This is a genomic window from Streptomyces carpinensis, assembly GCF_002154505.1.
GTDB classification, from domain to species: domain Bacteria; phylum Actinomycetota; class Actinomycetes; order Streptomycetales; family Streptomycetaceae; genus Streptomyces; species Streptomyces carpinensis.
In genome coordinates this window covers 63,969-86,480 of sequence record NZ_MUBM01000007.1, presented here as the reverse complement: position 1 = coordinate 86,480, position 22,512 = coordinate 63,969, and the positions used below count along the sequence as shown (strand labels likewise).

At 69.4% G+C, this 22,512-nt stretch carries 20 protein-coding genes and 5 pseudogenes; 11 read left to right on the top strand and 14 right to left on the bottom strand.

Annotated elements, in window-relative coordinates:
* Positions 1 to 124: 124 nt before the first annotated feature.
* Complete coding sequence (locus BZY54_RS01150; protein ID WP_086722437.1) at positions 125 to 1,060, top strand: LysR family transcriptional regulator; 936 nt, start codon at positions 125 to 127, stop codon at positions 1,058 to 1,060.
* A 47-nt stretch (positions 1,061 to 1,107) separates the two neighbouring features.
* On the opposite strand, the pseudogene BZY54_RS01145 reads toward BZY54_RS01150, so the two are convergent.
* Positions 1,108 to 1,749: pseudogene (locus BZY54_RS01145) on the bottom strand (site-specific integrase); the annotation flags it as partial.
* Here BZY54_RS01145 and BZY54_RS01140 point away from each other — a divergent pair.
* From BZY54_RS01140 to BZY54_RS01120, 5 genes are all read left to right on the top strand, one after another.
* Positions 1,750 to 1,908, top strand: coding sequence for a helix-turn-helix domain-containing protein (locus BZY54_RS01140; RefSeq protein WP_244216887.1), 159 nt, complete (start codon positions 1,750 to 1,752; stop codon positions 1,906 to 1,908). It abuts the pseudogene before it with no gap.
* Between the two features lie 62 nt (positions 1,909 to 1,970).
* A complete protein-coding gene (locus BZY54_RS01135; protein ID WP_244216890.1) occupies positions 1,971 to 2,516 on the top strand; it encodes a resolvase in 546 nt (181 codons plus the stop codon).
* A 327-nt stretch (positions 2,517 to 2,843) separates the two neighbouring features.
* Positions 2,844 to 3,902 carry a tyrosine-type recombinase/integrase gene (locus tag BZY54_RS01130; RefSeq protein ID WP_244216886.1) on the top strand — a complete coding sequence of 353 codons (1,059 nt, stop codon included), beginning with the start codon at positions 2,844 to 2,846 and terminating at the stop codon, positions 3,900 to 3,902.
* Positions 3,902 to 4,228 (top strand): helix-turn-helix domain-containing protein, encoded by a 327-nt coding sequence (locus BZY54_RS01125; RefSeq protein WP_086722435.1) that lies wholly within the window; start codon positions 3,902 to 3,904, stop codon positions 4,226 to 4,228. The genes BZY54_RS01130 and BZY54_RS01125 overlap by 1 nt, the downstream gene beginning before the upstream one ends.
* 3 nt (positions 4,229 to 4,231) lie before the next feature.
* Entirely contained in the window at positions 4,232 to 5,698 is a 1,467-nt protein-coding gene (locus BZY54_RS01120) for a hypothetical protein (RefSeq protein ID WP_244216885.1), read from the top strand.
* A gap of 36 nt (positions 5,699 to 5,734) precedes the next feature.
* Here BZY54_RS01120 and BZY54_RS01115 read toward each other — a convergent pair whose 3' ends face one another.
* Entirely contained in the window at positions 5,735 to 6,055 is a 321-nt protein-coding gene (locus BZY54_RS01115) for a hypothetical protein (RefSeq protein WP_208640508.1), read from the bottom strand.
* Positions 6,056 to 6,813: 758 nt separating this feature from the next.
* Here BZY54_RS01115 and BZY54_RS01110 point away from each other — a divergent pair.
* The 4 genes and pseudogenes from BZY54_RS01110 to BZY54_RS55240 all read left to right on the top strand — a co-directional run.
* Positions 6,814 to 7,245: a GlcG/HbpS family heme-binding protein gene (locus tag BZY54_RS01110; protein ID WP_086722433.1), complete on the top strand. Its 432-nt coding sequence runs from the start codon at positions 6,814 to 6,816 to the stop codon at positions 7,243 to 7,245.
* Positions 7,235 to 8,422, top strand: coding sequence for an MFS transporter (locus BZY54_RS01105; RefSeq protein WP_086722432.1), 1,188 nt, complete (start codon positions 7,235 to 7,237; stop codon positions 8,420 to 8,422). Before BZY54_RS01110 ends, BZY54_RS01105 begins: the two co-directional genes overlap by 11 nt.
* A gap of 131 nt (positions 8,423 to 8,553) precedes the next feature.
* Entirely contained in the window at positions 8,554 to 9,132 is a 579-nt protein-coding gene (locus tag BZY54_RS01100; protein ID WP_208640507.1) for a TetR/AcrR family transcriptional regulator, read from the top strand.
* Between the two features lie 344 nt (positions 9,133 to 9,476).
* A pseudogene (locus BZY54_RS55240) lies at positions 9,477 to 9,596 on the top strand (hypothetical protein); the annotation flags it as partial.
* A gap of 98 nt (positions 9,597 to 9,694) precedes the next feature.
* On the opposite strand, the gene BZY54_RS01090 reads toward BZY54_RS55240, so the two are convergent.
* The gene (locus BZY54_RS01090) at positions 9,695 to 10,510 is read right to left on the bottom strand and encodes an alpha/beta fold hydrolase (protein WP_244216884.1); all 816 of its coding nucleotides are present in this window, start codon (positions 10,508 to 10,510) and stop codon (positions 9,695 to 9,697) included.
* Between the two features lie 466 nt (positions 10,511 to 10,976).
* Positions 10,977 to 11,185, bottom strand: a pseudogene (locus BZY54_RS01085) (DDE-type integrase/transposase/recombinase); the annotation flags it as partial.
* Positions 11,186 to 11,547: 362 nt separating this feature from the next.
* On the opposite strand from BZY54_RS01085, the gene BZY54_RS01080 reads away from it, so the two are divergent.
* Positions 11,548 to 13,236, top strand: a complete 1,689-nt coding sequence (locus BZY54_RS01080; RefSeq protein WP_086722453.1) for an amidohydrolase — start codon at positions 11,548 to 11,550, stop codon at positions 13,234 to 13,236.
* Positions 13,237 to 13,398: 162 nt separating this feature from the next.
* Here the strand turns inward: BZY54_RS01080 and BZY54_RS55235 are convergent.
* The 10 genes and pseudogenes from BZY54_RS55235 to BZY54_RS01025 form a co-directional block, all read right to left on the bottom strand.
* Positions 13,399 to 13,572, bottom strand: a pseudogene (locus BZY54_RS55235) (IS3 family transposase); the annotation flags it as partial.
* Positions 13,573 to 13,626: 54 nt separating this feature from the next.
* Positions 13,627 to 13,988 (bottom strand): annotated as a pseudogene (locus BZY54_RS55230) (transposase); the annotation flags it as partial.
* A 402-nt stretch (positions 13,989 to 14,390) separates the two neighbouring features.
* The gene (locus tag BZY54_RS01060) at positions 14,391 to 15,167 is read right to left on the bottom strand and encodes a gamma-glutamyl-gamma-aminobutyrate hydrolase family protein (protein WP_086722429.1); all 777 of its coding nucleotides are present in this window, start codon (positions 15,165 to 15,167) and stop codon (positions 14,391 to 14,393) included.
* The gene (locus BZY54_RS01055; protein WP_086722428.1) at positions 15,164 to 16,681 is read right to left on the bottom strand and encodes an aldehyde dehydrogenase; all 1,518 of its coding nucleotides are present in this window, start codon (positions 16,679 to 16,681) and stop codon (positions 15,164 to 15,166) included. The genes BZY54_RS01060 and BZY54_RS01055 overlap by 4 nt, the downstream gene beginning before the upstream one ends.
* Positions 16,678 to 17,391, bottom strand: a complete 714-nt coding sequence (locus BZY54_RS01050; RefSeq protein ID WP_086722427.1) for a gamma-glutamyl-gamma-aminobutyrate hydrolase family protein — start codon at positions 17,389 to 17,391, stop codon at positions 16,678 to 16,680. The genes BZY54_RS01055 and BZY54_RS01050 overlap by 4 nt, the downstream gene beginning before the upstream one ends.
* A 2-nt stretch (positions 17,392 to 17,393) precedes the next feature.
* The gene (locus BZY54_RS01045) at positions 17,394 to 18,107 is read right to left on the bottom strand and encodes a substrate-binding periplasmic protein (RefSeq protein ID WP_086722426.1); all 714 of its coding nucleotides are present in this window, start codon (positions 18,105 to 18,107) and stop codon (positions 17,394 to 17,396) included.
* A complete protein-coding gene (locus tag BZY54_RS01040) occupies positions 18,104 to 19,501 on the bottom strand; it encodes a glutamine synthetase family protein (RefSeq protein ID WP_086722425.1) in 1,398 nt (465 codons plus the stop codon). Before BZY54_RS01040 ends, BZY54_RS01045 begins: the two co-directional genes overlap by 4 nt.
* A gap of 23 nt (positions 19,502 to 19,524) precedes the next feature.
* Positions 19,525 to 20,745 (bottom strand): NAD(P)/FAD-dependent oxidoreductase, encoded by a 1,221-nt coding sequence (locus BZY54_RS01035; RefSeq protein WP_086722424.1) that lies wholly within the window; start codon positions 20,743 to 20,745, stop codon positions 19,525 to 19,527.
* A 1-nt stretch (position 20,746) separates the two neighbouring features.
* Positions 20,747 to 20,935 carry a ferredoxin gene (locus BZY54_RS01030; protein ID WP_086722423.1) on the bottom strand — a complete coding sequence of 63 codons (189 nt, stop codon included), beginning with the start codon at positions 20,933 to 20,935 and terminating at the stop codon, positions 20,747 to 20,749.
* Positions 20,936 to 20,962: 27 nt separating this feature from the next.
* Complete coding sequence (locus BZY54_RS01025; protein WP_086722422.1) at positions 20,963 to 22,168, bottom strand: cytochrome P450; 1,206 nt, start codon at positions 22,166 to 22,168, stop codon at positions 20,963 to 20,965.
* Between the last annotated feature and the right edge of the window lie 344 nt (positions 22,169 to 22,512).

Genomic DNA, 22,512 nt, shown 5'->3' with positions numbered 1-22,512 from the left:
TTGAGGTCCCACCCGAACAAACTGACGTTGACCGATGAGAGATAAGCGGGCAGGACAACAGCAGGTCAAACAACTGACCCGCCAGCAATCCACAACAATCAGTTGTTCACTAAGGTGGGTCGGCGTGGATCTCGAAGCAGTACGTACCTTCGTCGCCGTCGCGGAAGCGGGCCAGTTCCAGAAAGCCGCCGCCGACCTGTCGATCACCCAGCAGGCCGTCTCCAAACGCATCGCCACGCTGGAGCGCATGCTCGGCGTGCGGCTGTTCACCCGTGCCGCACGCGGCGCTGAGCTCACCATCGATGGGCAGGCGTTCCTGCCCCACGCACGCGAGCTGCTGCGCGTCGCCGAGCGCGCGGGCGCGTCCGTGCGCCCCGGCCGCCGTCCGCTGCGCGTCGACGTGCTCGCCTCGCGCAGCGCGCAGTCGGGCCTGATGCGCGGCTTCCACCGGGCACACCCCGAGATCGACCTAGACGTGATGATGCTGTTCGACATCGACACGGCCGTCACTGCCATTCGCTCCGGTGCGATCGACGCGTCCTTCCGCGCCGTCGCCGCGCCCGGCCGACCCCTTCCCGAGGACATCGCCTCCGTCCGGGTGCTCGACGAGCCGCTCCAGCTCCTCACCGGCCCCGCCCACGCACTGGCAGGCGCCCAGTCGGTGCCCCTCGCCCAACTCGTCGGACACCGGATCTGGATGCCCGGCATCGCCCCCGGCACCGAGTGGGCCGCCTACTACGACGACCTCATCGCCGAGTACGGCCTCACCATCGAGGCCACCGGCCCCAACTTCGGCTCCGATGCTCTCCTCGACACCATCGCCGACACACCGGCCCTGGCCACCTTCATGGGCGAGCCCACCCGCCTCATCTGGCCCGCCGGCCACGGCCTGCGCCGCATCCCGGTGACCGACCCGACGCCCGTCTACCCGCACTCGCTCCTCTGGCACCGCGACAACCCCCACCCAGCGCTGGCCACTCTCCGCACCCACCTCGCCGCCACGACGGCCGGCCACGACGCCGCCGGGACCTGGGCACCGGGCTGGGTGATTCCGCGTTGAACGCCCCGCCCCTGCCGGGCCAGCCCTACCCTGCCCGGCGCAGGCGGTCAACGGCGGGCGTCGCCGGGGGCGAGCAGGCTGGTCAGCTCGGAGATCGCCTCGGGGGAGGGCTTGAAGTAACGGCGGACGTTCTCCGGCTTCTTGTGCCGGGACTTCGCCATCAGCATCAACAGCGAGTCACCCTGCTCGCCGAGGTGGGTCAGGGCGGAATGGCGGTACTCGTGCAGGTCCCAGCCCGTACCCGGTCCGCGCAGGGCGGTGTGCTCGTCGAGCAGGGCGCGGGCCTGCCCGTACGAAAGCCGGGCCAGCCCGGTGTCCGGGCATACGTCGCGGGAGCTGACGACCTTGCCCGGCCCCGGGCGGCGGTGGGTGACAAACACCGGCCCGCGGGTGCGGCCCTTGAGCAGCCGGGGCAGCAGCCGGGCGGTGCCGGCATCCCAGTACACGGGCTCCAGCACGTAGTCCTCGCGTGACTGGCCCCGGCGGCGGGCCTTGGTCCGGGCACCCTTGGCCTTGACCAGGCAACGACGCCCGGCGACGTCCAGCTCCTCGATGTTGACGCCCAGGATCTCCTCGAACCGCCCGGCGGTCTCGTAGAGCATCCGCCACAGGGTCTTCTCCCGCAGGTGCACCTCCCTGCGCGCGATCAGCCGGTCGACCGCCATCTTCGAACGGGCCGGGGTCTCGGAATGCTGTCCGTGCTCGCCGAGCTCCAGCGCGAGCTGATCGTGGCCGTCCAGCAGATCGCCGACATGTTCGGCGTGCCCCGGTCGACGGTGTATGGCCACCTCGACAAGACGAAGACCGTGCCCCGCCAGCCCAAGAAGACCACGGCCGCGAAGCCCTGAAAGCTACCGGCGGGTTACTTGCTCCCCGGTGTCTGAGCTAGGACTCCGGGGCCGTGAAGTTCATGGTGCAGACCCTCGCCGCCGCTGGCGAACTCCAGCGCGAGCTGACCTACGACGGACTGCGCGCCGCCGAGGCCAAGGGCAACAAGGGCGGTCGCCGCCCCGCCATCGCGGCCGGGGCGACCGCAGCCGTGCGCAAGGCGTACCTGGAGGGCCGCTCCATCGCCGCCCTCGCCCGCGACCACCGCGTCAGCCGCGGCGCCATCCGCACCGCCGTCGCCGACCTCCTACCCGACCACACCGCCGCCGAGGAAGACGTCCCGGCTCCGGAGCTGCCGGTCACCCTCGACATGCCCGGCAAGGTCGCCGACTTCCTCCGCGCCACCGACCTGGACGACGTCGAGCGCGCTGCGCTCGATCAAGGGACGACCGTACGGCGCGGCCAGGGCTACACCCTGCGCGTCACCGCCGTCCCCGCCGTGCACCGCCAGTTCCTCGCCCGCTGCCAACCGCTCGACTTCGGCCAGGGCGTCCCGGCGGTACTGGCCCAGCGCAAGGCCCGCCGCGAGTACGAGAATCGGGTCAGCACTCTCACGCCCGAACCATGATCGTTCTCAGCGCCAACCGCTGTACCGTTGTTCCTACCGACGCCAATTGCATTGGATGCGGATAGGCGACACCTGTCCTGGAGGCGGCCCCGGGACCGCACAGAAGTGGGCCCACCAGGGCCGTTGACCTCGGTAGAACGGTAGCGATCGCGTCGGCGGACGTCTGCGAACCTCACTCCATCGAGCGATTGAACTGCGAAGACGCCCCCGAGTCGCATCTGATGCGAAATTCTCGCGTCAGATGCGATAGACGGAGAGTGATGGCGGATGGGTGGGGACGGTCTCGTTCCAGGGTCTGCTCGACTGCACTTGATCGACGGTCTGCCGATGCTGCGGCCGGATGAGCAAGTCTTCGAGGCGATGATCAAGGGCTGGCGCAACCAGCAGCTGGCCCGGAATCTCTCGCCGGGATACATCGATGACCAGGAACGCACGGTCCGGTCCTTCACCCGGCATTCCGACGCTATGCCGTGGCAGTGGACGTCACAGCACGTCGATGAGTGGTCGGCCGATCTGCGGGCCGTGCACGGCTGCGTCCGCTCCACCCTGCGCAACTACCAGGGTTCGGTACGGCAGTTCTGCGACTTCCTGACCAACCCCGCCTACGGGTGGGGTGACGAGTGTCTGCGGCACTTCGGGCCCCACCCCGTCCAGGTGGTCTACGACTGGAACGCCGCAGTGCACGCCGATGAAGCCGAGGGCCAGCCCGAACGCCGAGCCTTCACCAGGCCCGAGTTGGAAGCGTTCTTCGACCATGCTGACGAGGAGGTCCTGCGCGTTCGCGGCAAGGGCCGCAAGGGCTGGTTGCCGGCCTTCCGGGACGCCGCTTTGTTCAAGGTCGCATACGCCTACGGCCTGCGACGCAACGAGACCCGGATGCTGGATCTCACGGACTTCGGCCGCAATCCGGAGGGCCGAGAGTTCGGTGAGTACGGCACCCTGCTGGTCCGCTATGGCAAGGCCAAGAAGGGCTCGCCGCCCAAGCGTCGCAGCGTGCTGACCGTCTGGCACTGGACACCCGGCACCGTCGAGGAATGGATCAGCGAGGTCCGGCCTGGGATGCGGCACTCGAGCAGCCGGGCCCTCTGGCCGTCCGAGCGAGGCCCACGGATCGGGGTCCAGCGGCTGGACTCCCGATTCTCCGCCTACCGTGACGCCCTCGGCCTGGATTCTGCGCTGGAGTTCCACTCGCTGCGCCGGTCCTACATCACCCATCTGATCGAGGACGGCCACGACCCGCTGTTCGTCCAGCAGCAGGTCGGCCATGACCACGCGTCCACCACCGCGATCTACACCTGTGTTTCCTCCGACTTCCGCACCCGCTCCCTGCGTCGCGTCCTGGACGCCACCATCGAGGCCGCTCTGCGGCCGGGAAGGATCTCGTGATGCCACGCCAGATCAGCTATCGGTGGCGCCTGCGAGAGCTGATGGCCGCCCGAGGTATGTTCACCGTCGCCGAGCTCCTGCCGCACCTGACCGAACGCGGCATCACGCTGTCCTCCTCCCAGGTTCACCGTCTGGTCTCCGGCACCCCGGAACGGCTGTCCCTGCCGGTGCTGGCCACCCTCTGCGACATCCTCGACTGCACGCCCACCGATCTGATCGCCACCTCGGCTCAGAATCTCCCCGCCCGCCGCGCGGCCAGCGAAGAGGCGCCGATCAATCCCGCTGCCCGGCGGCCCACACGGGTCCGGCTGACGCCCGAGCGATGAGCGGTGACGCCGGAGGAGTACGAGCGGTGGATGATCCGCGACTGCGCACGCTGCGGCCGTCGAGCCTCGAAGTCCGCCGAGTGGTCGGACGGCCCGATCTGCCGGACCTGCTACGAACGCGCGATGCGCGTTCGCGGCTGCTGCCCCGGCTGCCGATCCGACCGACTGTTGCCGGGCCAGGACGTCGCTGGCACACCGATCTGCCGTGACTGCGCGGGGATTGTCCGTGACTTCTTCTGCGACCGCTGTGGCTTCGAGGGGTTGCTCCTCGGCGGGCGTCTCTGCGAACGCTGCACGCTCGCCGACACACTCCGCCAACTCCTCAACGACGGCACCGGCCGTGTCGCTCCTTCACTGCAACCACTGGTCACCGCCCTGCTGGAGACAGACCGGCCCAAGAGCCGCCTGATCTGGCTCCGCAACCCCAACGTCGTCCGCCTCCTCCGAGGCCTGGCCTCCGGCACCATCCCGCTCACCCACGACCAGTTGCACCAGGAAACACCCTGCCGAACCGTCGCTCACCTGCGTGACCTGCTGATGGACAGCGGCGTGCTGCCACGCGTCGACCGGCAACTCATGCTCTATCAGCGGTGGCTGACCGAACGGCTCGCCATCATCGAGGACCCCGAACACCGTCGGCATCTCCAGCGCTTCACCACCTGGCACCAGATGCGGCGCCTGCGGAGCAAGGCGGAGAAGGGGCCTCTGGGACGCTCCCAGACCGGCCAGGCGAAACAAGAGGTCACCCAGGCCGGCGCCTTCCTCGCCTGGCTCGCCGACCGAGGCCGCACCATCGAACACTGCCAGCAGGCCGACCTCGACGCCTGGCACACCGAGAAGCCGGCCACCCGGCGCCCGGCCCAGACGTTCCTGCGCTGGTGCATGAAGACGAACCGGATGCCCCACCTCACCCTGCCACCCCAGGTCATCAACCAGGACCAAGCGCCACTGCACCAGCACAGCCGACTAGCCATTCTCCGGCGGACCCTCAACGACGACTCCCTACCCCTGCGGGCCCGGGTCGCCGCCGTGCTCGTTCTCCTCTACGCGCAACCCGTCACCCGCATCGTCCGCCTCACTGTCGAAGACGTGACCGACGACGGAGTCACCGTCACCGTCCGCCTGGGAGACCCGCCCTCCCCGCTTCCGGAGCCCGTCGCTGACCTGATGCGGGCATACGTCCAGTCCTGCCAGCACCTCCCCTACGCCAGCAGCAGAAGCTCACAGTGGCTCTTCCCCGGCCGTCAGCCCGGACAGCCGATGAATCCCGTCAGCCTCCAAGCCCACCTGCGGAACATCGGCGTCCCGTCACAGCGCGGCAGAACCTCCGCGATCCGCCAACTCGTCCTCCAGGCCCCAGCCCCCGTCATCGCGAAGGCCCTCGGTTACCACGACAAGACAGCCACCCGCCTGGTCACCGAAGCCGGAGGAACCTGGAGCCGATACGCACCCGGCGACCACGCGCGGTGACACCGGGACCAACCGCACCCAGGAATACATGACACCTCAGCAGGCGAGCCCACCAGTCCCGCGGCCGTTCTCGGCGGACCTGATCTCGTCCGCGGTCATCCGTAGATCCCGCCAATCCTCGACAGCCAGCCGGGCCAATCGGATCATCTGCGCGAGATCACCCTGGGAGCACGTCAGGATGTCCTCAACCACATTCTCGCTCGGCGTGATGTCGCCATAGCAGTCGTGCCACGCGAACTCGACCAGTTCCAGCAAATCGAGCGCTGCAGGAGCCGCACCCTTCCCGACCGCCGCCTCGACTCTCGCCGTGCGTTCTGCCCGACGAGCCGCCCTTCCCACTGCCACAAGCCCCTCCACCTGGAAGACGTGTTACCGACAAGACACAAACTTGCACAGGAGCACCCGCCACGGCACCGCGGCCTGGAACATTCTCCAGCCCGGCGGCCGTGTGAACTAAGCCGAGGGCAGGCCAGCAGACATGAAAGCTCGCCACTCAGAGTGACCCACCGCAGTGCTCCACGCTCGAATACGCGACACATCAACATGCGGGGTTACCAGTCCCGAGGTCGTTCCACGCCTGGCGCCGACGTTACGAAGCCGGGCCTGTACGGCCTGAAAGACAGCTCCGGCGCTCCGCACCACACGCCGCGCGGCACGACAGCCGACGTGGCCGAGAAGATCCTCTGGCCGCGTCGGCAGTACCACTTCGGCGCGGGTGGAGATCGCCATGGATCTGCGGCGCGCTCGGTCAGCGCTGGGGCACCCGGTACACCACGAACGGCAAGGTCATCCGGGTCGAGCAGTCGCTGCCCTGGCGGTCGGGGACAGAGGGCCAGGAAGCACGCCTCAGCGCCTACGGCATACTCCCCGTCCCTCGGTCGCGGGGCTCGGTGAGCGCGTGACGCGGTGGCGTCGCGGGGCCAGGCGGCACAAGGACGCCGTGCCGGCGAGGCCACAGCGGAGCGGCGGCTTCCGACGCATCCACGGTGGCATGGCGGGGCGCACGGTGCGGTCGTCAAGCGTCGACCTGCTGTTTGACGCGCGGTGCAGCCGGACCTAGAGTTTGAAACCAATCGGTACCAAACTGGGTCCCGACAGACGCGGAAAGGCGCATCGTGACGCTCAGCGCTGCACTTGTACAAAAGCTCATCACCGCCGCGCAGGCGGAGGCCGTCCAGCGGGGATTTCCGCCGGTCAACATCAGCGTGTGTGACTCCGCAGGGCACCTCGCGGGATTCCTCCGCATGGACAGGGCCGTCCTCGGCACCATCGACGTCGCGCATCGCAAGGCGCGTACGGCTGCCCTCTTCGAGACCGACAGCGCGGCCCTCGGCGGGGTGGCGCACCCCGACGGGCCCAGTTACATGGTCGAGCACACCAACGGCGGGCTGATCAACTTCGGCGGCGGAGTCGTCGTCAAGGACGACGGCGGCATCGTCATCGGCCCGGTCGGCGTCTCCGGCGCTTCCGTGGAGCAGGACGAGGCCATCGCCCAGGCAGCCGCCGCTGCCGCACGCACCAAGGAGCTCCTCGGCGATGCCGCGTAGCGTTCTCTCCCTGGCCATCTCGACATTCGCCATCGGGACCACCGAATTCGTGATCGTCGGGATCATCCCGTCGATCGCAGGTGACTTGAGGGTCAGCCTCCCCACCGCCGGACTCCTGGTGAGCCTGTACGCCCTGTCGATCACCATCGGCGCGCCGTTGTTCACCGCGCTCACCGGGCGGGTCGACCGCCGCAAGCTCGTCATATGCCTGATGGTGATCTTCCTCCTCGGAAACCTGGTGGCGGGCTTCGCGCCGGGCTTCGGCACGCTGCTCGCGGCGCGTGTCATCACAGCCTTCGCTCACGCGGTCTTCTTCAGCGTCGGGGCGGCCGTCGCCTCCTCGCTCGTTCCGCGGGAGAAGGCCAACGGTGCCGTGGCCGTCATGTTCGGCGGCCTGACGGTGGCCATGGTGCTGGGTGTGCCGCTCGGCTCGTGGATAGGCGAGACATTCGACTGGCGTCTTCCTTTCCTGGTCGTGACCGCGCTGGCGGCGGTGAGTGTCATCGCTTTGCTGGCCCTTCTGCCGAAGGAGATCCCCCACACGCCGCCGAGCAGCCTGCTCTCCCAGCTCCGGCTGCTCCGCAACGGCCGGCTGGTGACGATGTACCTCATCACCGCGTTGGGTTTTGGTGCCAATTTCGTCGTCTTCACATATGTCTCGCCGCTGCTGACATCCGCGACGGGTTTCAGTGACGACATGGTCAACGTCGGTCTCGTCCTCTTCGGAGCCGCCACAGTCGTCGGCAATTTCTGGGGAGGGAGACTGGCGGACCGACTGGGGACCAAGCAGGCCGTGATCGTGGTGTTGCTCGGCCTGACCGCGACGCTCGCTTTCCTGCCCGTCACCGCCCACTCGGCGGCCGCTGCGCTGATCAACCTCGCCGTCTGGGGCTTCTTCGGATTCGCGATCAACCCCGTAGTGCAGACCGGAGTGGTGACGGTGGCCGAGGATGAGGTGCCCGAGTCGGTGGGCGCCGCGTCCGGGTTCAACATCGCCGCGTTCAATCTGGGAATCTCCGGCGGATCGCTCATCGGCGGACGGGTCCTCGCCGGATCGGGTGTGCTCAGCACTCCATGGGCGGCCGTTGCCCTGGCCCTGGCGGCGGCAGCCGTGGCCGGCCTTGCGCTCAAGACGCGTGCGGTCCGGCCGGCGCCGATGGAGGAACTTGCCAAGTGATAGCCTTGGGGGTCGCGCGAAAAGCGTGACCCCCTGGGTTCATGAGCCCTTCACCGGACAGGCTCGAATGAAAGGCGGTTGAGTTGTCCAGGCCGCGGACCTTCGTCGAAGAACATGCTCTCCGTAACGCCATGTTCGCCTTCTGGAAGTATGGATATGAAGGCGCTTCGATGAGTGTCCTCATGAAAGCCACAGGCTTGGGCAAAACCAGCCTCTATCGAACCTTCGGCAGCAAAGAGGAACTCTTCCAGAAGGCGCTGCAGCTCTACCACTCGGAGTACCTGGACTTCCGGGTCGAAGCCCTGGCCGAGACCACGCCCAAGCGCATCGCGGAAAAACTTCTCTACGGCATCGCGACGCTGCACACGGGGGAGGCGACCCCGCCCGGATGTCTGGAGACGAACGGCGCCCTGGCCTGCGGTCCCGACAACGACCCCATCCGCGAGGAGCTTGCCCGCAAGCGCGATCTGATCGGGCCCGTGCTGAGCGAGCGGTTGCGCGAGACGAGTGTCGACGGGCCGCTGCCTCGAGGGCTGGACGCCGACGCGACGGCGGCCCTGCTGGTGACGCTGATTCAGGGAATGGCCGTACAGGCCAAGGGTGGCCACAGCAGGACGGAACTCGAAAGCACCGTGCGCGCTGCCCTCAGCTTGTGGGACGTAACGGAGAAAGAGAACGACGCGGACGCTTCAGCCCCGCCCGCTGCCTGACTCGGCTCCTCGGGCCAAGGGTGCGACACCATCGCGTCATCACCCGATGACGTCGTTCCAGGTGTCCAGGAAGACCTTCACATCGGCCGCTCCCAACCGTTGTTCGCTGCGATGGCCATCGCCCCAGCGCGGAGCATCAGCAGGCGCAGTTGGAGTACGGGCAACCGCGGAACCCCGCGGCCGCGGCCTCTTGGTAAAGGCGCCGACCGGGCGACCGACTGCGCGGGTCATCGCGGTCGCACCCGGTTTCATCAGAACCGGCATGTACGAGCGCGTCACCGGCAGTGACGCCGGGCGCGACGCCGTGAACTCCGTTCTTCCCCTGCACCGGCCCGGCTACCCCTGAGGAGGTCGCCGACGCCGTCCTCTTCCTCGGCTCCGACCAGGCCCCCTGCCTCACCGGTCAGACTCTCACCCTCGAAGGCGGCCTCATGGCCGGCCGGCCTCCATTCGCGGAGCACTGACCCACTCACCTGAGCTGCAGCAGCCGCATCCGACAAGACACGAGGCGCTGGACCGGAGTGACCGGTCCAGCGCCTGAACTGCGGCTGCCGACAGGAACCTACTTCTGCAGGAAGGACTGCAGCATGGCCGTCACTTCCTGCGGCTTCTCCTCGGTCACCCAGTGACCCGAGCCCTTCAGGACCCGGCCGTCGACGTTCACGGCGTACTTACGCCATTGGTCGGCGATACTGTCACCGAACGATTCCGAGCCGCCGATCGCGAGGATGGGCATCTTCAGTTTGCCTTCGGCCGCGAACTTCGCGTTCTGCCGGATGTCTTCGCGGAGCTGGCGGTACACGCTCATCCATGCCGTCGTGCGCCCCGGCCGCTTCAGGTACTGGGCGTAGAAGTCGTAGTCGGATGGTGTGAACGCGGACTTGTCGTTCCCCAAGTACTCGCCGACGAATCCCTCCACGAAGGCGCGCTCGTGGCCGGCGATGAGCTGCTCGGCGAGAGGCAGTTGGAACATGCCGAAGTGCCACGCCGAGGGCTTGTTCGGATCGGCCTCCAGAGCCGGGAAGGTGTAGATGCTCTCGTCCGGGACAGGGGCTTCCATCACGGCCATGCGGCGCACCTCCGACGGCCACTGGGCCGCGTAGGCGTAGCTGACCCACAAACCTATGTCGTGGCCGACGAGCTGGACTCCGTTGTTCAGCTTCAGCTGCTTCAGCAGCTCATGCACGTCCATGGCCATCTGCGCCGTCTGGTAACCGCTCTTGGTGACCTCGGAGTTGCCCATGCCGCGCAGGTCGACGGCAATCACGGTGTGGTTCTTGGAGAGTGGGCCCATCTGCTTCCGCCACTCGGCCCACGTCTGAGGGAACCCGTGGATCAGCGCCAATGGCGAACCCTTGCCGCCTTGCATGTAGTGCATGCGGAAGCCGTTGACTTCCGCGTACTTGGACTGGAAGCCGGGGGGCGGTTCCGCTTGCGGGAAGGTCGACTGCCCGGACCCGGGGCCATCCTCCCGGCTCTGGCTCCATGCTTGGGCGCTTGCCGTGACGGAGACCATTAGGACGGTTACCAGCGCCGCCATGAGCGCGGTGATCCTATTGGTCTTTCCTATTCGGGTACCCACGAGTCCCTCCTGAAGTCAGTTTCTCGTCATGCGCCGAATCCGGCACGGCGCACAAGGGCGAACTCCCCCGGCAGGCCATCTCTATTTCCCCCCAAGTTCACACGGACAGCAAGCTGAGCAGAACATCCCAGACCAAATCAACCCGACGAAGTGGTACTAGGCCATTGGAGTGGCTTCCGGCCTCCGTCCAGCAGCTGGTGCTGCCGATCCGGGCTCATGTCCCACGGTCTTGCTCCAACTCCCTTATTTACTTGCGGTCGTGTGAGGTGTACTCCGAACCGCGGTCCGAGTGCGCAATGCAGCCTTCCTTCGGAGCGCCTCGACCGGCAGCCATCTTCAGCGCATCGACCACAAGCTCGGCGCGGTGGTGATCGGCCATCGCGTACCCGATCACCTCACGGGTGGCCAGGTCGATGACCGTCGCGAGATGCCACCAGCCGGCGAGGTCGGCAGATACGTGATGTCCGAGAGCACATGGCGCCGGAAGACCGCATCACCCTGGCCAAGCTGCTGGCTCGGTGACGAGCCGATCTGGAGAGGGCCGCAGACCACACTGGGTCGGCGGGTCCGTGATGCACCTTCCAGACAAGGCATTACACATGCCTCATGGTAGATCGCGGCGCTGCACGACCCGCAGCTTGGCGCCTCCGCGTTGCGTCGACTGGTCCGGAGACGCCCCCTGTAAGTAACAACTTTGTCATCCCGGGATGTTGACGAAGTAAAGTTCTGGGGCCAATGTTGCTGTTCGCTTGCCGCTTACACCTACCTCAGCCCCGGAGGTCCATGTGTGTGACCTGCACGATCAGCATGAGCACGAGCACGAACCTCTGAACATGAGCGGTCCCACACTCAGCAGACGTCGCATCATGCAGCTCCTCGGCGCCGCCGGCGTGACCGCCGCCGCGATGACCGCGGAGGCCGACCCGGCGATGGCAGCCGCCGCGGACGACAGTCCGGCCGCCGGCTACCGCGCCCCTACGGGCCTCGCCCAGGACAGCCCCGCCAAGGCGTCCGCGCTCGCCTGGATCACCGCCAACGCCGACCAAGTCACCGGGCTCAACTCCGAGATCTGGGAGAACTCCGAACTCTCACTGCGAGAGTGGAAGTCCTCTCTCGCCGAGGCGGCGTTCCTGGAGAAGGCTGGATTCCGCGTCGAGTTCGGCACCGCGGGCTTCCCGACCGCGTTCACCGCGACCTTCACCTCCGGCAGCGGCGGACCGGTGCTCGGCTTCAGCGGCGAGTACGACGCGCTGCCTGGCCTCTCGCAGAACAAGGGCGTCGGCCACCACGACCCGCGCGAGTATGTCCACGATCCCTTCGCGCCCAGCTATGGCCCCGGTCACGGCTGCGGGCACAGCGCGCTCGGCACGGCCGCGGCGGCCGCCGCGGCCGCCGTCGCGCAGGCGGCGAAGAAGCACAAGCTCCCGGTGACCGTGAAGTTCTTCGGCTCGACGGCTGAGGAGACGCTGATCGGCAAGACCTACGCCGTCAGCAAGGGCGTGTACGACGGCCTGGACGCCTTCCTCGACTGGCACCCGTCGACCGCCAACGCCACCGGGTGGGGCTCCACCACCGCGATGACCGCCGTCACCTTCACCTTCCTCGGCGTCGCGGGCCATGGCGGCACCCCGCTGGGCAACAAGAGCGCGCTGGACGCGGCCGTGATGATGGCGACCATGTCGGAGTTCCTGCGAGAGGAGAACCTGGCCCCGTCGGGACGGCTCCACTGGGTGATCAACAACGGTGGCGACATCCCCAACGTCACCCCTGAGATAGCCGAGATCTCCTACTACGTTCGCGAGGGCAGCCCCGCGCGCGTGCAGGTGCTCCTGGACAAGGTCATCGCCGTCTCCGAGGCCGCGGCGAAAGCCAGCCAGACCAGCGTGCGCCACCGCATCACCTCGGCCTGCTGGAACCAGCTGCCCTCCAAGTCGTTTGCGGAGCTGCTGCACGAGAACATGCGGCAGATCGGGCCGCCCCAGTTCACCGACGAGGCGCACAAGCTCGCGAAGGACCTCCAGGCGTCACTGGGGCTGCCGCAGAAGGGCATGCACGACGCGATAGGCGACCTCACCCCGCCCAACCCGGCCTTCCTGGGCGGCGGTTCCACGGACGTCGCCGACATCAGCTGGAACGTGCCGACCGTCTCGATGGGCGCGGCGCTCGCCCCCATCGGCACCAAGATGCACACCTGGTCCACCGCGGCCTGTGCCGCCGCTGCCCCCGGCCAGGCCGCCGTGCTTGCGGCCGCGCGGTATCTGGCGGCCACCGCCGTCGACCTCGTCACCCAGCCCGACCGGCTCAAGGCGATCAAGGACGAGTTCAAGGAGCGTACGCGCGGGGTGCAGTGGAAGACGGCACTGCCCGACGGGTACGAGCCGCCGATGTACGAGCCACCGGAGTGGTTCCTGAAGAAGACCAGCCAGAAGTGGCCCCCGAAGAACATCACCTGGCCGCCCCAGCGGATCGTCTCTCAGGAGAAGTTCTCCTCCCTCGGCCCAGACCTCGCGCCCCAGAAGTAGGAGGCCGTGCCCGAGAGGTGAGCTGTGGTGCGGGGGGTGCCGACGAGGAGTCGGCCGGCCCCGCACCACCTCATCGGCGTCCCGCCGCGTACCGGCTCCACGGTGTCCTCGCGCTTGCGGCGGGCCGGCGGGGACTGCTGCATGATCGGGTGACAGCGGGGTTTATGCAGCCAGAGCTGCGGGTGGGGTCATGATGGTCTCGTACTCGACAGGGGTCAATCGGGCCAGGCGTTTCTGACGCCGGCGCCGGTGGTAGGGGCGCTCGATCCAGGTCACGATCGCGATCCGCAACTCCTGGCGGGTGGCCCAGGTACGGTGGTCGAGGACGTTGCTCTGGCACTCAACAGCAGGCCCCGCAAAACACTCGGCTGGAAGACACCAGCCGAAGCCCTCAACGAGCCGGTTGAGTCTGGGCTGCGAGCCACGGTCCGAATGCACCACGCATCCGGCCACCTGGCCGCGGCGGGCGACGGCGGACTCCAGGGCTCTCACCGCCAGGCTGGACTGCATCCGGGCGTCGATGGAATACCCACGATGCGGCCCGAAAAGGCGTCCTTGACGGCGCAGAGATACAGCTTGCCCTCGCCGGTGGGATGCTCGGTGATGTCCGTGAGCCACAGCCGGTTCGGTCCTTCGGCGGTGAAGTCGCGGCGTACCCGGTCATCGTGGACCGGCGGGCCGGCCTTGGCGTTCTTGCCGCGGCCCCTTCGCTTGCCGAAGGCGCTCCACCAGCCGTTGTCCCGGCAGATCCGCCAGGCGGTCCGCTCGGCTTCGAAGCCCTGGCCCGCGACTGGAGAGCCGGTGCTGTGTGCACGACGGCCGCGACCGGCTCGCACTGAGCCCGCGGGTGGCTGAACGGCCTGTGGGCGAACAACCCGTGTCGGTCGGACTGCGGCGCAACCTGGGCGGCTGACCCTGGTCCGGCCCCTACGGAGCACGGGTGTCGAGCCGGTGCTCGGCCGCGTCTTCGACCTTGCCGACGCCGGCCACGAGGACGCCGCCCGTGTGCCCGCCACGGGAGAGGTGCGCCGGCGACTGATCCTGACCACAGCCTGTCGCCGCCCTTGAACATCCTGCCGGTGATGTTGCTCGGGACCGACCGGGCGCGCGGCCGGAGCCCGGACCGTAGGTGTTGGGGCTCCGGCCGCACGGGGTCATCGGCCGCAGGCGGCCACGAACCCGTGAAAGATGCGCAGCCGGTGTTCGTCCGACCCGTCCGGGTCCTCGGGGTGCCACTGCACACCCACCACCCACTGGCGAGGATGCTCGACCGCCTCGATCACCCCGTCCTCGGCGTGCGCCACCGGCACGAGCCCGTCGCCGACCGCGGCCACCGCCTGATGGTGGCCCGACCGCACGGTCAACCGGTCGGCGCCGGTGAGGCCGGCCAGCCGCGAGCCCTGCGCCACCGTCACCTTCTCGTCGAGGAACAGCGGTTGCCCCGGACCGCCGCGGTGCAGCCGGTAGTCCTCCAGGTCGGGGACCAGAGTTCCGCCGAAGGCGATGTTGACGAGCTGTGAGCCGCGGCAGACGCCGAACACGGGCCGCCGCGCGGCTGTCACCGCCCGGATGGCGGCGATGCTGTGGTCGTCCGCTCGGCGGTCCACCCCGTAGGAGTTGGGCACCGGCCCGCCGGCCCCGTACAGCTCCCCGTCCACATCGCCGCCGCCGAGCAGCAGCAGCCCGTCGAAAGCGGCGGTGGCCGCCGGGTCGCCGAGCTCGTCGGCGGAGGTGTCCACCAGTTCGTACCGGGCGCCCAGATCGTGCAGGGTGGTCAGCGCCGTGCGGGTGAAGCGCCGTACGAGATCGGCGACCGGCTCGGTCAGCTCCGGGAAGTTGAGCGAGACCAGGACCGCGATCCGCGGGCCGCCGGCGGGGGCCGCGCCGTCCGGCTCCACCTCCTGCCGGTGCACCACCGGGCGGCCGCTCACAGCTTGATCCACGTGGTCTTGAGCTGGGTGTACTTATCCAGCGCGTGCAGCGACTTGTCGCGGCCGAAGCCGGACTGGGCATAGCCGCCGAACGGCACCGTGATGTCGCTGTCGTCGAAGCAGTTGACCCAGACCGTGCCGGCCCTGACCGCCCGCGACATCCGGTGCGCGGTGGAGAGGTCCCGTGTCCACACCGAGGCGGCGAGGCCGTAGTCGGTGCCGTTGGCGATGCGCACGGCCTCCTCGGCGTCCTCGAAGTCGATCACCGCGAGAACCGGGCCGAACACCTCGCGCTGTGCGATGCGCATCCCGGGGTCGACCCGGTCGAGGACGGTCGGCTCCACATAGCAGCCGCCGGTCTCCGTGAGCACCCGGCTGCCGCCGAGCAGCGCTTGCGCGCCGTCCTCCACAGCGCCCTGGACGTGGCCGAGGACCCGCTCCAGGTGCTTCTCCTCCACCAGCGCCCCGACCCCGGTGCGTGGGTCGAGCGGGTCGCCCACCGCGGTCCGGCCCGCCTCCTCCACGACCAGGTCGAGCAGCTCGTCCTTGACGGAGCGGTGCACCAGCAGGCGCGATCCCGCGGAGCACACCTCGCCCTGGTTGAAGAAGATGCCCCCGGCGACCGCCTTGGCGACCGCGGCCAGATCGGGTGCGTCGGGGAGCACGATCTGCGGCGACTTGCCGCCCAGTTCCAGGGACACCTGCTTGAGGTTGGACTGGGCCGCGTACTGCATGAACAGCCGCCCGACCTCGCCGGAACCGGTGAAGGTGATCGCGTCCACATCGGGGTGGAGACCGAGCGCGGCACCGGCCGTCGGCCCGAAGCCGGTCACCACATTGAGGATCCCGTCCGGCACGCCGGCTTCGGTGGCCAGCTCGGCGAAGCGCAGTGCGGTGAGCGGAGACTGCTCGGCCGGTTTGAGGACCACCGCGTTGCCCACCGCGAGCGCGGGTGCGATCTTCCACACCGCCATCATCAGTGGGAAGTTCCACGGGACCACCGCGCCGACGACGCCGAGCGGCTCTCGGGTGACGGTGGCAAGGACGTCCCGTCCGGTGGGCGCCACCTCGTCGTACTGCTTGTCGACGGCCTCGGCGTAGAAGTCCAGGGCCTGCACCGTCACCCGCAGGTCCACCGCCAGTGCGTCGGTGAAGGGCTTGCCCATGTCGACGCTCTCCAGCAGCGCCAGCTCCTCGGCATGCTCCTCGACCAGCCGTGCCAGCCGCTGCAGCACCGCCCGCCGCTGCCTCGGGTGCAGGTCCGTCCACACGCCGCTTGCGAAGGCGCGGCGGGCATCGGCCACGGCGCGGTCGACGTCCTCGGCACCACCCGCCGCGACCTGTGCGATCACGCGGCCGTCGCGCGGCGAGATCCGCTCGAACGTCGTGCCGTCCAAGGCGTCCACCTGCTGTCCGCCGATGTACAGCCGGGTCGCCGGGGACAGGCCGGCGAACCGCTTCTCCAGTTCGTCGCGCCGGGCCAGGGCCGCGGCGGTATCCAGGGTCGCGCTCATGCGGCGACCTCCTTTCGGGTTCGGGCACGGTCGATCAGGTCGGCGAAGAGCACGGCGTCCTGCCGGGAGGAGGCCGCCAGGTCCTCCGGGTGCCACTGCACGGCGAGCAGGTCCGCGGACGTGTGCTCCAGCGCCTCCACGCAGCCGTCGGTAGACCGCGCCGTCACTGTCAGCCCGCGGCCCACCCGGTCCACCGCCTGGTGGTGGTACGAGGAGACCGTGAAGGCCTGCGAGCCCACCACGGCCTCCAGCCGGGAGCCGCTCACGGCCGTGACCTCGTGCAGCGCGTCCAGATGCTCCACAGGGCCCGGCGGGAGGTGCTGGATCAGGGTGCCGCCGCAGACGGTGTTGGCCACCTGCAGACCGCGGCAGATCGCCAGCGTCGGGATGCCCAGCTCCAGCACCGCCCGGGCGACCGCCAGGTCGAGCGCGTCCTGCTCGTCGTGGTCGGGTGCGGTTTGCGGGTGCCGCTTCTGCCCGTAGTGGGCCGGATCGAGGTCGGAGCCGCCCGGCAGCACCACGCCCGCGAAGCCGGACAGCCGCCGGGGCAGGTCGGGCAATCGGCCACGGTCGGCGCCGTGCAGCACGAGGGGTTCGCCGCCGGTCGCGAAGACCGCCTCGCAGACCGCCTCGGCGGCGACCGTGGCGCTGAACCGCAACCCGGAGACGGAGGCGGCACGGCGGCCGACGACCAGGATCGCAGGCCGCACGCTCACCTCTCCGCCCCGCCGTCGAAGGGGTACTCGAGCCCTGACAGCCACCGCGTCCAGGCCTTGGCCAGCCGTCCGTCCGCCGTGATCCGGTCCAGTGCCCCGTCCAACTCTGCCCGCAGCTCGGGCCGCTCCTTGGCGGTGCCGATGGCCCAGCGGTTGCCGGTGCGCACGGTGAAGGCGAGGTCGAAGTCCGGGTGGTCGCCCAGCGGGACGAACACCACGTCGTCGTCGACCACCGCGTCCACCGCCCCGGTGCGCAGCGCCTGGAGCATGTCGCCGAAGACGTCCTCGGAGCCTCCGCCGAAGGCCACGGTGACCGCTTCTTCGAAGGTCTCCGCCAGAGCCATGTTGGTGGAGCCCTCGATCGCGGCGACCCTGCGGCCGCGCAGGTCGGCCGCGCTGTGCACCGGCTCCCCTCGGCGGACCAGGACCGATTCGTGGAATACCGCGTACGGGCGGGTGAAGTCCACGAGCGCGGCGCGGGCCTCGGTGACGCCCTGGCCGCACAGCACGGCGTCCGCGTCACCGCGCCGCACGGCGGGGATCATCTCCGCCCAGGGCAGGTAGACCCACTCCAGCGGCCGCCCCAGCTCGGCGGCGACCAGTTCGCCGATCGCCGGTTCGTAGCCGCGCCGCCCGGCCACCGGGTCGGCGAGGTGGAACAGCGGCGGGGCCTCGGAGTCGATGCAGGCCAGGCGCAGCGGCGCGGTCACGGGGCCTCCTCCGCGTACATCATGTGCTCCCAGTCGGTGACGACACCGCAGAACCGCGCCCACTCGTCACGCTTCAACTCGCTGTACAGCTGGACCAGTTCGGAGCCGAGCGCGGCCTTGACAACCTCGTCCGCGGCGAAGACGTCCAGGGCCTCGCCGAGGGTGAGCGGCAGCTTGGCGAAGGTGACCTCGCCGGTGTAGCTGGAGCCGCGCTGGGCCGCTCCCGGGTCGATCCGGTTGTCCAGGCCGTCCTCGATGGCGGCGAGCAGCACGGCGTGCGACAGGTAGGGGTTGACCATGGCGTCCGGCAGCTTGAACTCCAGCCGGCCGTTGGCCGACAGGCGTACCGTGCATGTCTTGTTGTCCATGCCCCAGTTGATCTGGGACGGCGCGAACTGGCCGGAATCCCAGTACCGCTTGTAGGAGTTGACGGTGGATCCCATGACGGCCATGGACCCCGCGGCGTGGGTGAGGATGCCGCCGAGGGCGTGCCGTCCGATCTCGGTGAGGTGCAGCTCCTGCACGCCCGGTTCGGCGAGCACGTTGTCGTCGCCGCGCCACAGGCTGAGGTTGTGGTGGCAGCCGTTGCCCATCATGCCGGTGGCGGGCTTGGGCATGAAGCTCGCCGTCACGCCGAGCTCGCGGGCCACCTGCCGGCAGATCTGCCGGTAGACGATCAGCCGGTCGGCGGTCAGGTCGGCGTGGTCGTACATCCAGTTCAGTTCGAGCTGGCCCGGGTCCTCGTAGTCGCCCTCGATCATGTCCAGGCCGAGTGCCCGGGCGTAGCCGATGACCTTCTGGTAGATCGGACGGTACCGCTCCAGATGGTCCACGTGGTAGGCCGGGCTGGAGCCGGGACGGAATCGGGCGTCCAGGCCGGGGCCGCTCCAGGTCATCTCGGGCTCGCAGCCGGTGCGCAGCTGGAGTCCGGTGCGCTCGGTGAAGTCGGCGTGCAGCCGCAGCAGGTTGCCGCGCACGTCGGTGGCCAGCGGCTGCCCTCCGACGCCGGGCCGGTGGTCGGGCTCGTAGAGCCGGCAGAAGAAGCGGCCGACCTTGTGGTCCCACGGCAGTACGGCGAAGGTGTCGAGGTCGGGCACGGCGGTGAACTCGGCCGCCTCGGCGCCGCCGCCCAGCAGGTTGCCGGCGCGGTCGACCTGGAGGTCGGAGACCGCGGTGCGGTGCAGCTGGACGCCCCGCTCGGCGTTGCGCACCAGGTGGCCGGCGGGGACTACCTTGCCGACGACGCGGCCGGTGACGCTGACGGCCTGGTAGTAGAGGTACTGCACGCCGGCTTCGGCGATGCGGGCCTGGATCTCCGCTATCGCGGCCCGGTCGGTGTTGCGTTCGCGGTGCCTGTCCAGCGCGGTGGCGCCGGGGATGACGGTGGATGTCATGGGGTTCCTCGCGGCAGTGAGGGTCAGGCGGCGGGGGTGAGGGCGGTGAAGGCCTCTCGCAGCTCGCGCTGACGGGCAGGAGGGAGGTTGATCGCGACGGTGCCCACGTGCTCGGACCGCCGGTGGTAGGTGGCCAGCACACCGCCGAGGAGGTGGTCCGGGTCGCCTTCGTGCAGGCGGACCTCGTCGGCGAGGGCGGGCGAGCCGAAGCTCTGGAAACGCAGGTCGAGCTGATCGCTCCAGAACGAGGGGATCGGTGTGAAGGGGGTGGGGTCGGGCTCCCGGCCGGCCAGCTGCGCGGTCAGGGTGGCCGCCGCGCGCTTGGCCGTGTCGGCGGGGATGGACCAGTGCTCGACGCGGCGGGGCAGGTCGTCGAAGAGGGGATTGGGGAAGCGGGCGACGTCACCGACGGCGACCACTCGGTCGGCGCCGGCGGCCCGGAGCAGGTTGTCGCAGAGGACGCCGTCGCCGAGGTCGAGTCCGGGGTTGCCGGCCAGCCACTCGGTGTTGGGCAGGGAGCCCACGGCCTCGATCACGACGTCGGCCCCGAGGGTGGTGCCGTCGTCGAGGTCGACCGCCGAGACATGCTCCCGGCCGAGGATGCCGGCGACGCAGCGGCCGGTGTGGAACCGGATACCGGCGCGCTCGTGGTGCCGCTGCACGGCCCGTGCCAGCTGCGCGCCGAGGACCCGGCTCATCGGCGCCCCGGCGGGCTCCACGATGCTGACCCGGCATCCCAGGCGGAGCGCTGTCGCGGCGACCTCGCAGCCGACGAAGCCGGCGCCGACGACCACCACTCTCGCCTCCGGCCGCAGTGCGCCGCGCAGAGTCAGGCAGTCCTCCAGGGTGCGCAGGACGTGTCGGCCGGCCACCGGGCCGGGCAGTGAAAGCCGCCGCGGGCGCAGCCCGGTCGCCACGACCAGGCCGTCGTACGCGATCTCGGGGCCGTCGGACAGGACCAGCCGGCGCTGCCGGAGGTCGGCGCCGGTGACGGCCCGGCCGAGGCGGAAGTCCACGTCGCCCACCAGAGCCCGGCGCCGGAAGGCCACCGAGGCGTGCAGCTGCTCGGGGGAGGGGTCCCCGGGGGTGGCGAGCGTCTCCTTGGACAGCGGCGGGCGGTTGTAGGGGAGATGGGGTTCGTCGCCGAGGACGGTGATCGGGCCGGTGTGCCCGGCCGTTCTCAGCTGCTCCGCCGTGCGCAGGCCGGCCAGGGAGGCGCCGACCACGGCGATGTGGGCGGGCATGTCAGTCCTGGATGAGGATGGCCTGGACGGGGCAGACGTCCGCCGCCTCCTCGGCTTCGAGGCGCTGCGACTCGTCGGGGCTGCCGTCCCATACGAGCTTGCCCTCCTCGTCCATCTGGAAGACGACGGGCGCGGCGATCGCGCACTGGCCGTGGTCCTGGCACTTGGCCAGGTCGACGATGACCTTCATGGCAGGGCTCCTTACGGTGTCGGCCGCTCAGGCGGCCGGGGTGAAGGTGATGGGCAGGCGGACCGGGCCGGTGTTGCCGGAGTCCGGCAGCCACTCCTCCCCGCCGGCGGGGCGCGGGTCGCGCATCCGCCGGGCGAGCAACGGCAGCGCCTCGCTCATGTCGCTGCGGGCGACGAAGTGGCCGAGGCAGTGGTGCGCGCCGCCGCCGAAGCCGAAGTGCGGTTTGCGGTCGGCGGCGATGTCGAAGGAGTACTCGCCGAAGACCCGGGGGTCGGTGCCGGCGGACTCGCTGAAGAGGTGGACGGTGGTGCCCGCCGCGATGTCCAGGTCCTGGAAGGTGAAGTCCTCGCGGGCCTCACGGGTGACCCAGGTGACGGTGGGGTTCACCCGCATCACCTCCTCGACCGCCTTGCCGCCCAGCTCCGGTCGCTCGGCGAGCAGCCGCCACTGGTCGGGGTGGCGCATGAAGGTCTGCATGGCCAGGCCGAGCTGGTTGCGGGTGGTGTCGAAGCCTCCGAAGATCAGCAGCAGCAGGCCGTCGCGCAGTTCGGTGTCGCTGAGGCTGTCGGAGTCGCGGTGGGCGCGGACCAGGGCGGAGACGAAGTCGTCCCGCTCGCCTCGCCGGCGGTCGGCGATCAGCTCGTCCGCGTAGGCGTAGAGGTTCGCCAGTGCCGCCTCGATCTTCGGCATGTCCTGACGGATCGTCACGCCCATGGCGAGACCGATGGTGGCGGACTCGCGGGCGATCACCGGCCACTCGGACTCGGGGATGCCCAGCATGATGGCGATCACCCGGGCCGCGTACGGCTCGGCGAACTCGGAGACGAACTCGCAGCCGCCGGACTCCCGGAAGCCGTCGATCAGTTCTCCGGCGAGCGCCTGGAACCGGGGCACCAGTCCGCCGATCAGCTTGGGGGAGAAGGCGGGGTTCATCAGCCGCCGCAGCCGGTGGTGCTCCTCTCCCTCCTTGTTGAGCACCCAACTGGCCCACCAGTCGGCGAACGGGCCCTCGGTGATGCCGTTGTGGGCGGGCCAGGCGGCGCTGCCCTGGCGCAGCTTGGGGTGCTTGAGCAGCCGGCTGACCTCCTCGTAGCGGAGTACGGCCAGGCCGTAGTTGGTCCGCGCGTACCAGCTGCGCTCGCGTGCCTCGTGCACGGCGGCGGACTTGATCGAGAAGCTCGGGTCGGTGACGTCGAAGTACGGCGCTGCGTCCACTGCGGCGGTGCCCGTCACGGGGCCTCCAACTGTGTGTCGGGGCGGGTGAGTGAGCTGAATACTCTAAAACTAGAGTTTGGATGTCAATGGGGTCGGCGAAGACGGTGCACCGGTCTTTCGGTGCGACGATCAGGGGCCTCCTGGCGTCCCCGCTCAGGCGGTGCCAGGCGTCCATCGGCGCACATCGCGCGTGTCCGGACGCGTCCGATCGGGGGCGTGCGGGGACTGCGTGCCTGGTCAGGGAGCCGCTGCGACCGGACGGTGTGCGAAGGGGACGAGAGCGCGGGACGGGGGAACGGTGTCCGGTCACCACCGAGCTGCAGGGGGAGCGTTTAGCATGCCCATGACATTCGGCTGTCGGA

Coding starts and splice junctions, on each gene's coding strand:
- BZY54_RS01135 (WP_244216890.1), top strand. CDS start 1,971: ATGGTGCAGACCCTCGCCGCCGCTGGCGAACTCCAGCGCGAGCTGACC.
- BZY54_RS01035 (WP_086722424.1), bottom strand. CDS start 20,745: ATGCCCGCCCACATCGCCGTGGTCGGCGCCTCCCTGGCCGGCCTGCGC.
- BZY54_RS01080 (WP_086722453.1), top strand. CDS start 11,548: ATGAGCGGTCCCACACTCAGCAGACGTCGCATCATGCAGCTCCTCGGC.
- BZY54_RS01090 (WP_244216884.1), bottom strand. CDS start 10,510: ATGCACTACATGCAAGGCGGCAAGGGTTCGCCATTGGCGCTGATCCAC.
- BZY54_RS01140 (WP_244216887.1), top strand. CDS start 1,750: ATGCTGTCCGTGCTCGCCGAGCTCCAGCGCGAGCTGATCGTGGCCGTC.
- BZY54_RS01100 (WP_208640507.1), top strand. CDS start 8,554: ATGTTCGCCTTCTGGAAGTATGGATATGAAGGCGCTTCGATGAGTGTC.
- BZY54_RS01125 (WP_086722435.1), top strand. CDS start 3,902: ATGCCACGCCAGATCAGCTATCGGTGGCGCCTGCGAGAGCTGATGGCC.
- BZY54_RS01040 (WP_086722425.1), bottom strand. CDS start 19,501: ATGACATCCACCGTCATCCCCGGCGCCACCGCGCTGGACAGGCACCGC.
- BZY54_RS01105 (WP_086722432.1), top strand. CDS start 7,235: ATGCCGCGTAGCGTTCTCTCCCTGGCCATCTCGACATTCGCCATCGGG.
- BZY54_RS01055 (WP_086722428.1), bottom strand. CDS start 16,681: ATGAGCGCGACCCTGGATACCGCCGCGGCCCTGGCCCGGCGCGACGAA.
- BZY54_RS01130 (WP_244216886.1), top strand. CDS start 2,844: ATGCTGCGGCCGGATGAGCAAGTCTTCGAGGCGATGATCAAGGGCTGG.
- BZY54_RS01030 (WP_086722423.1), bottom strand. CDS start 20,935: ATGAAGGTCATCGTCGACCTGGCCAAGTGCCAGGACCACGGCCAGTGC.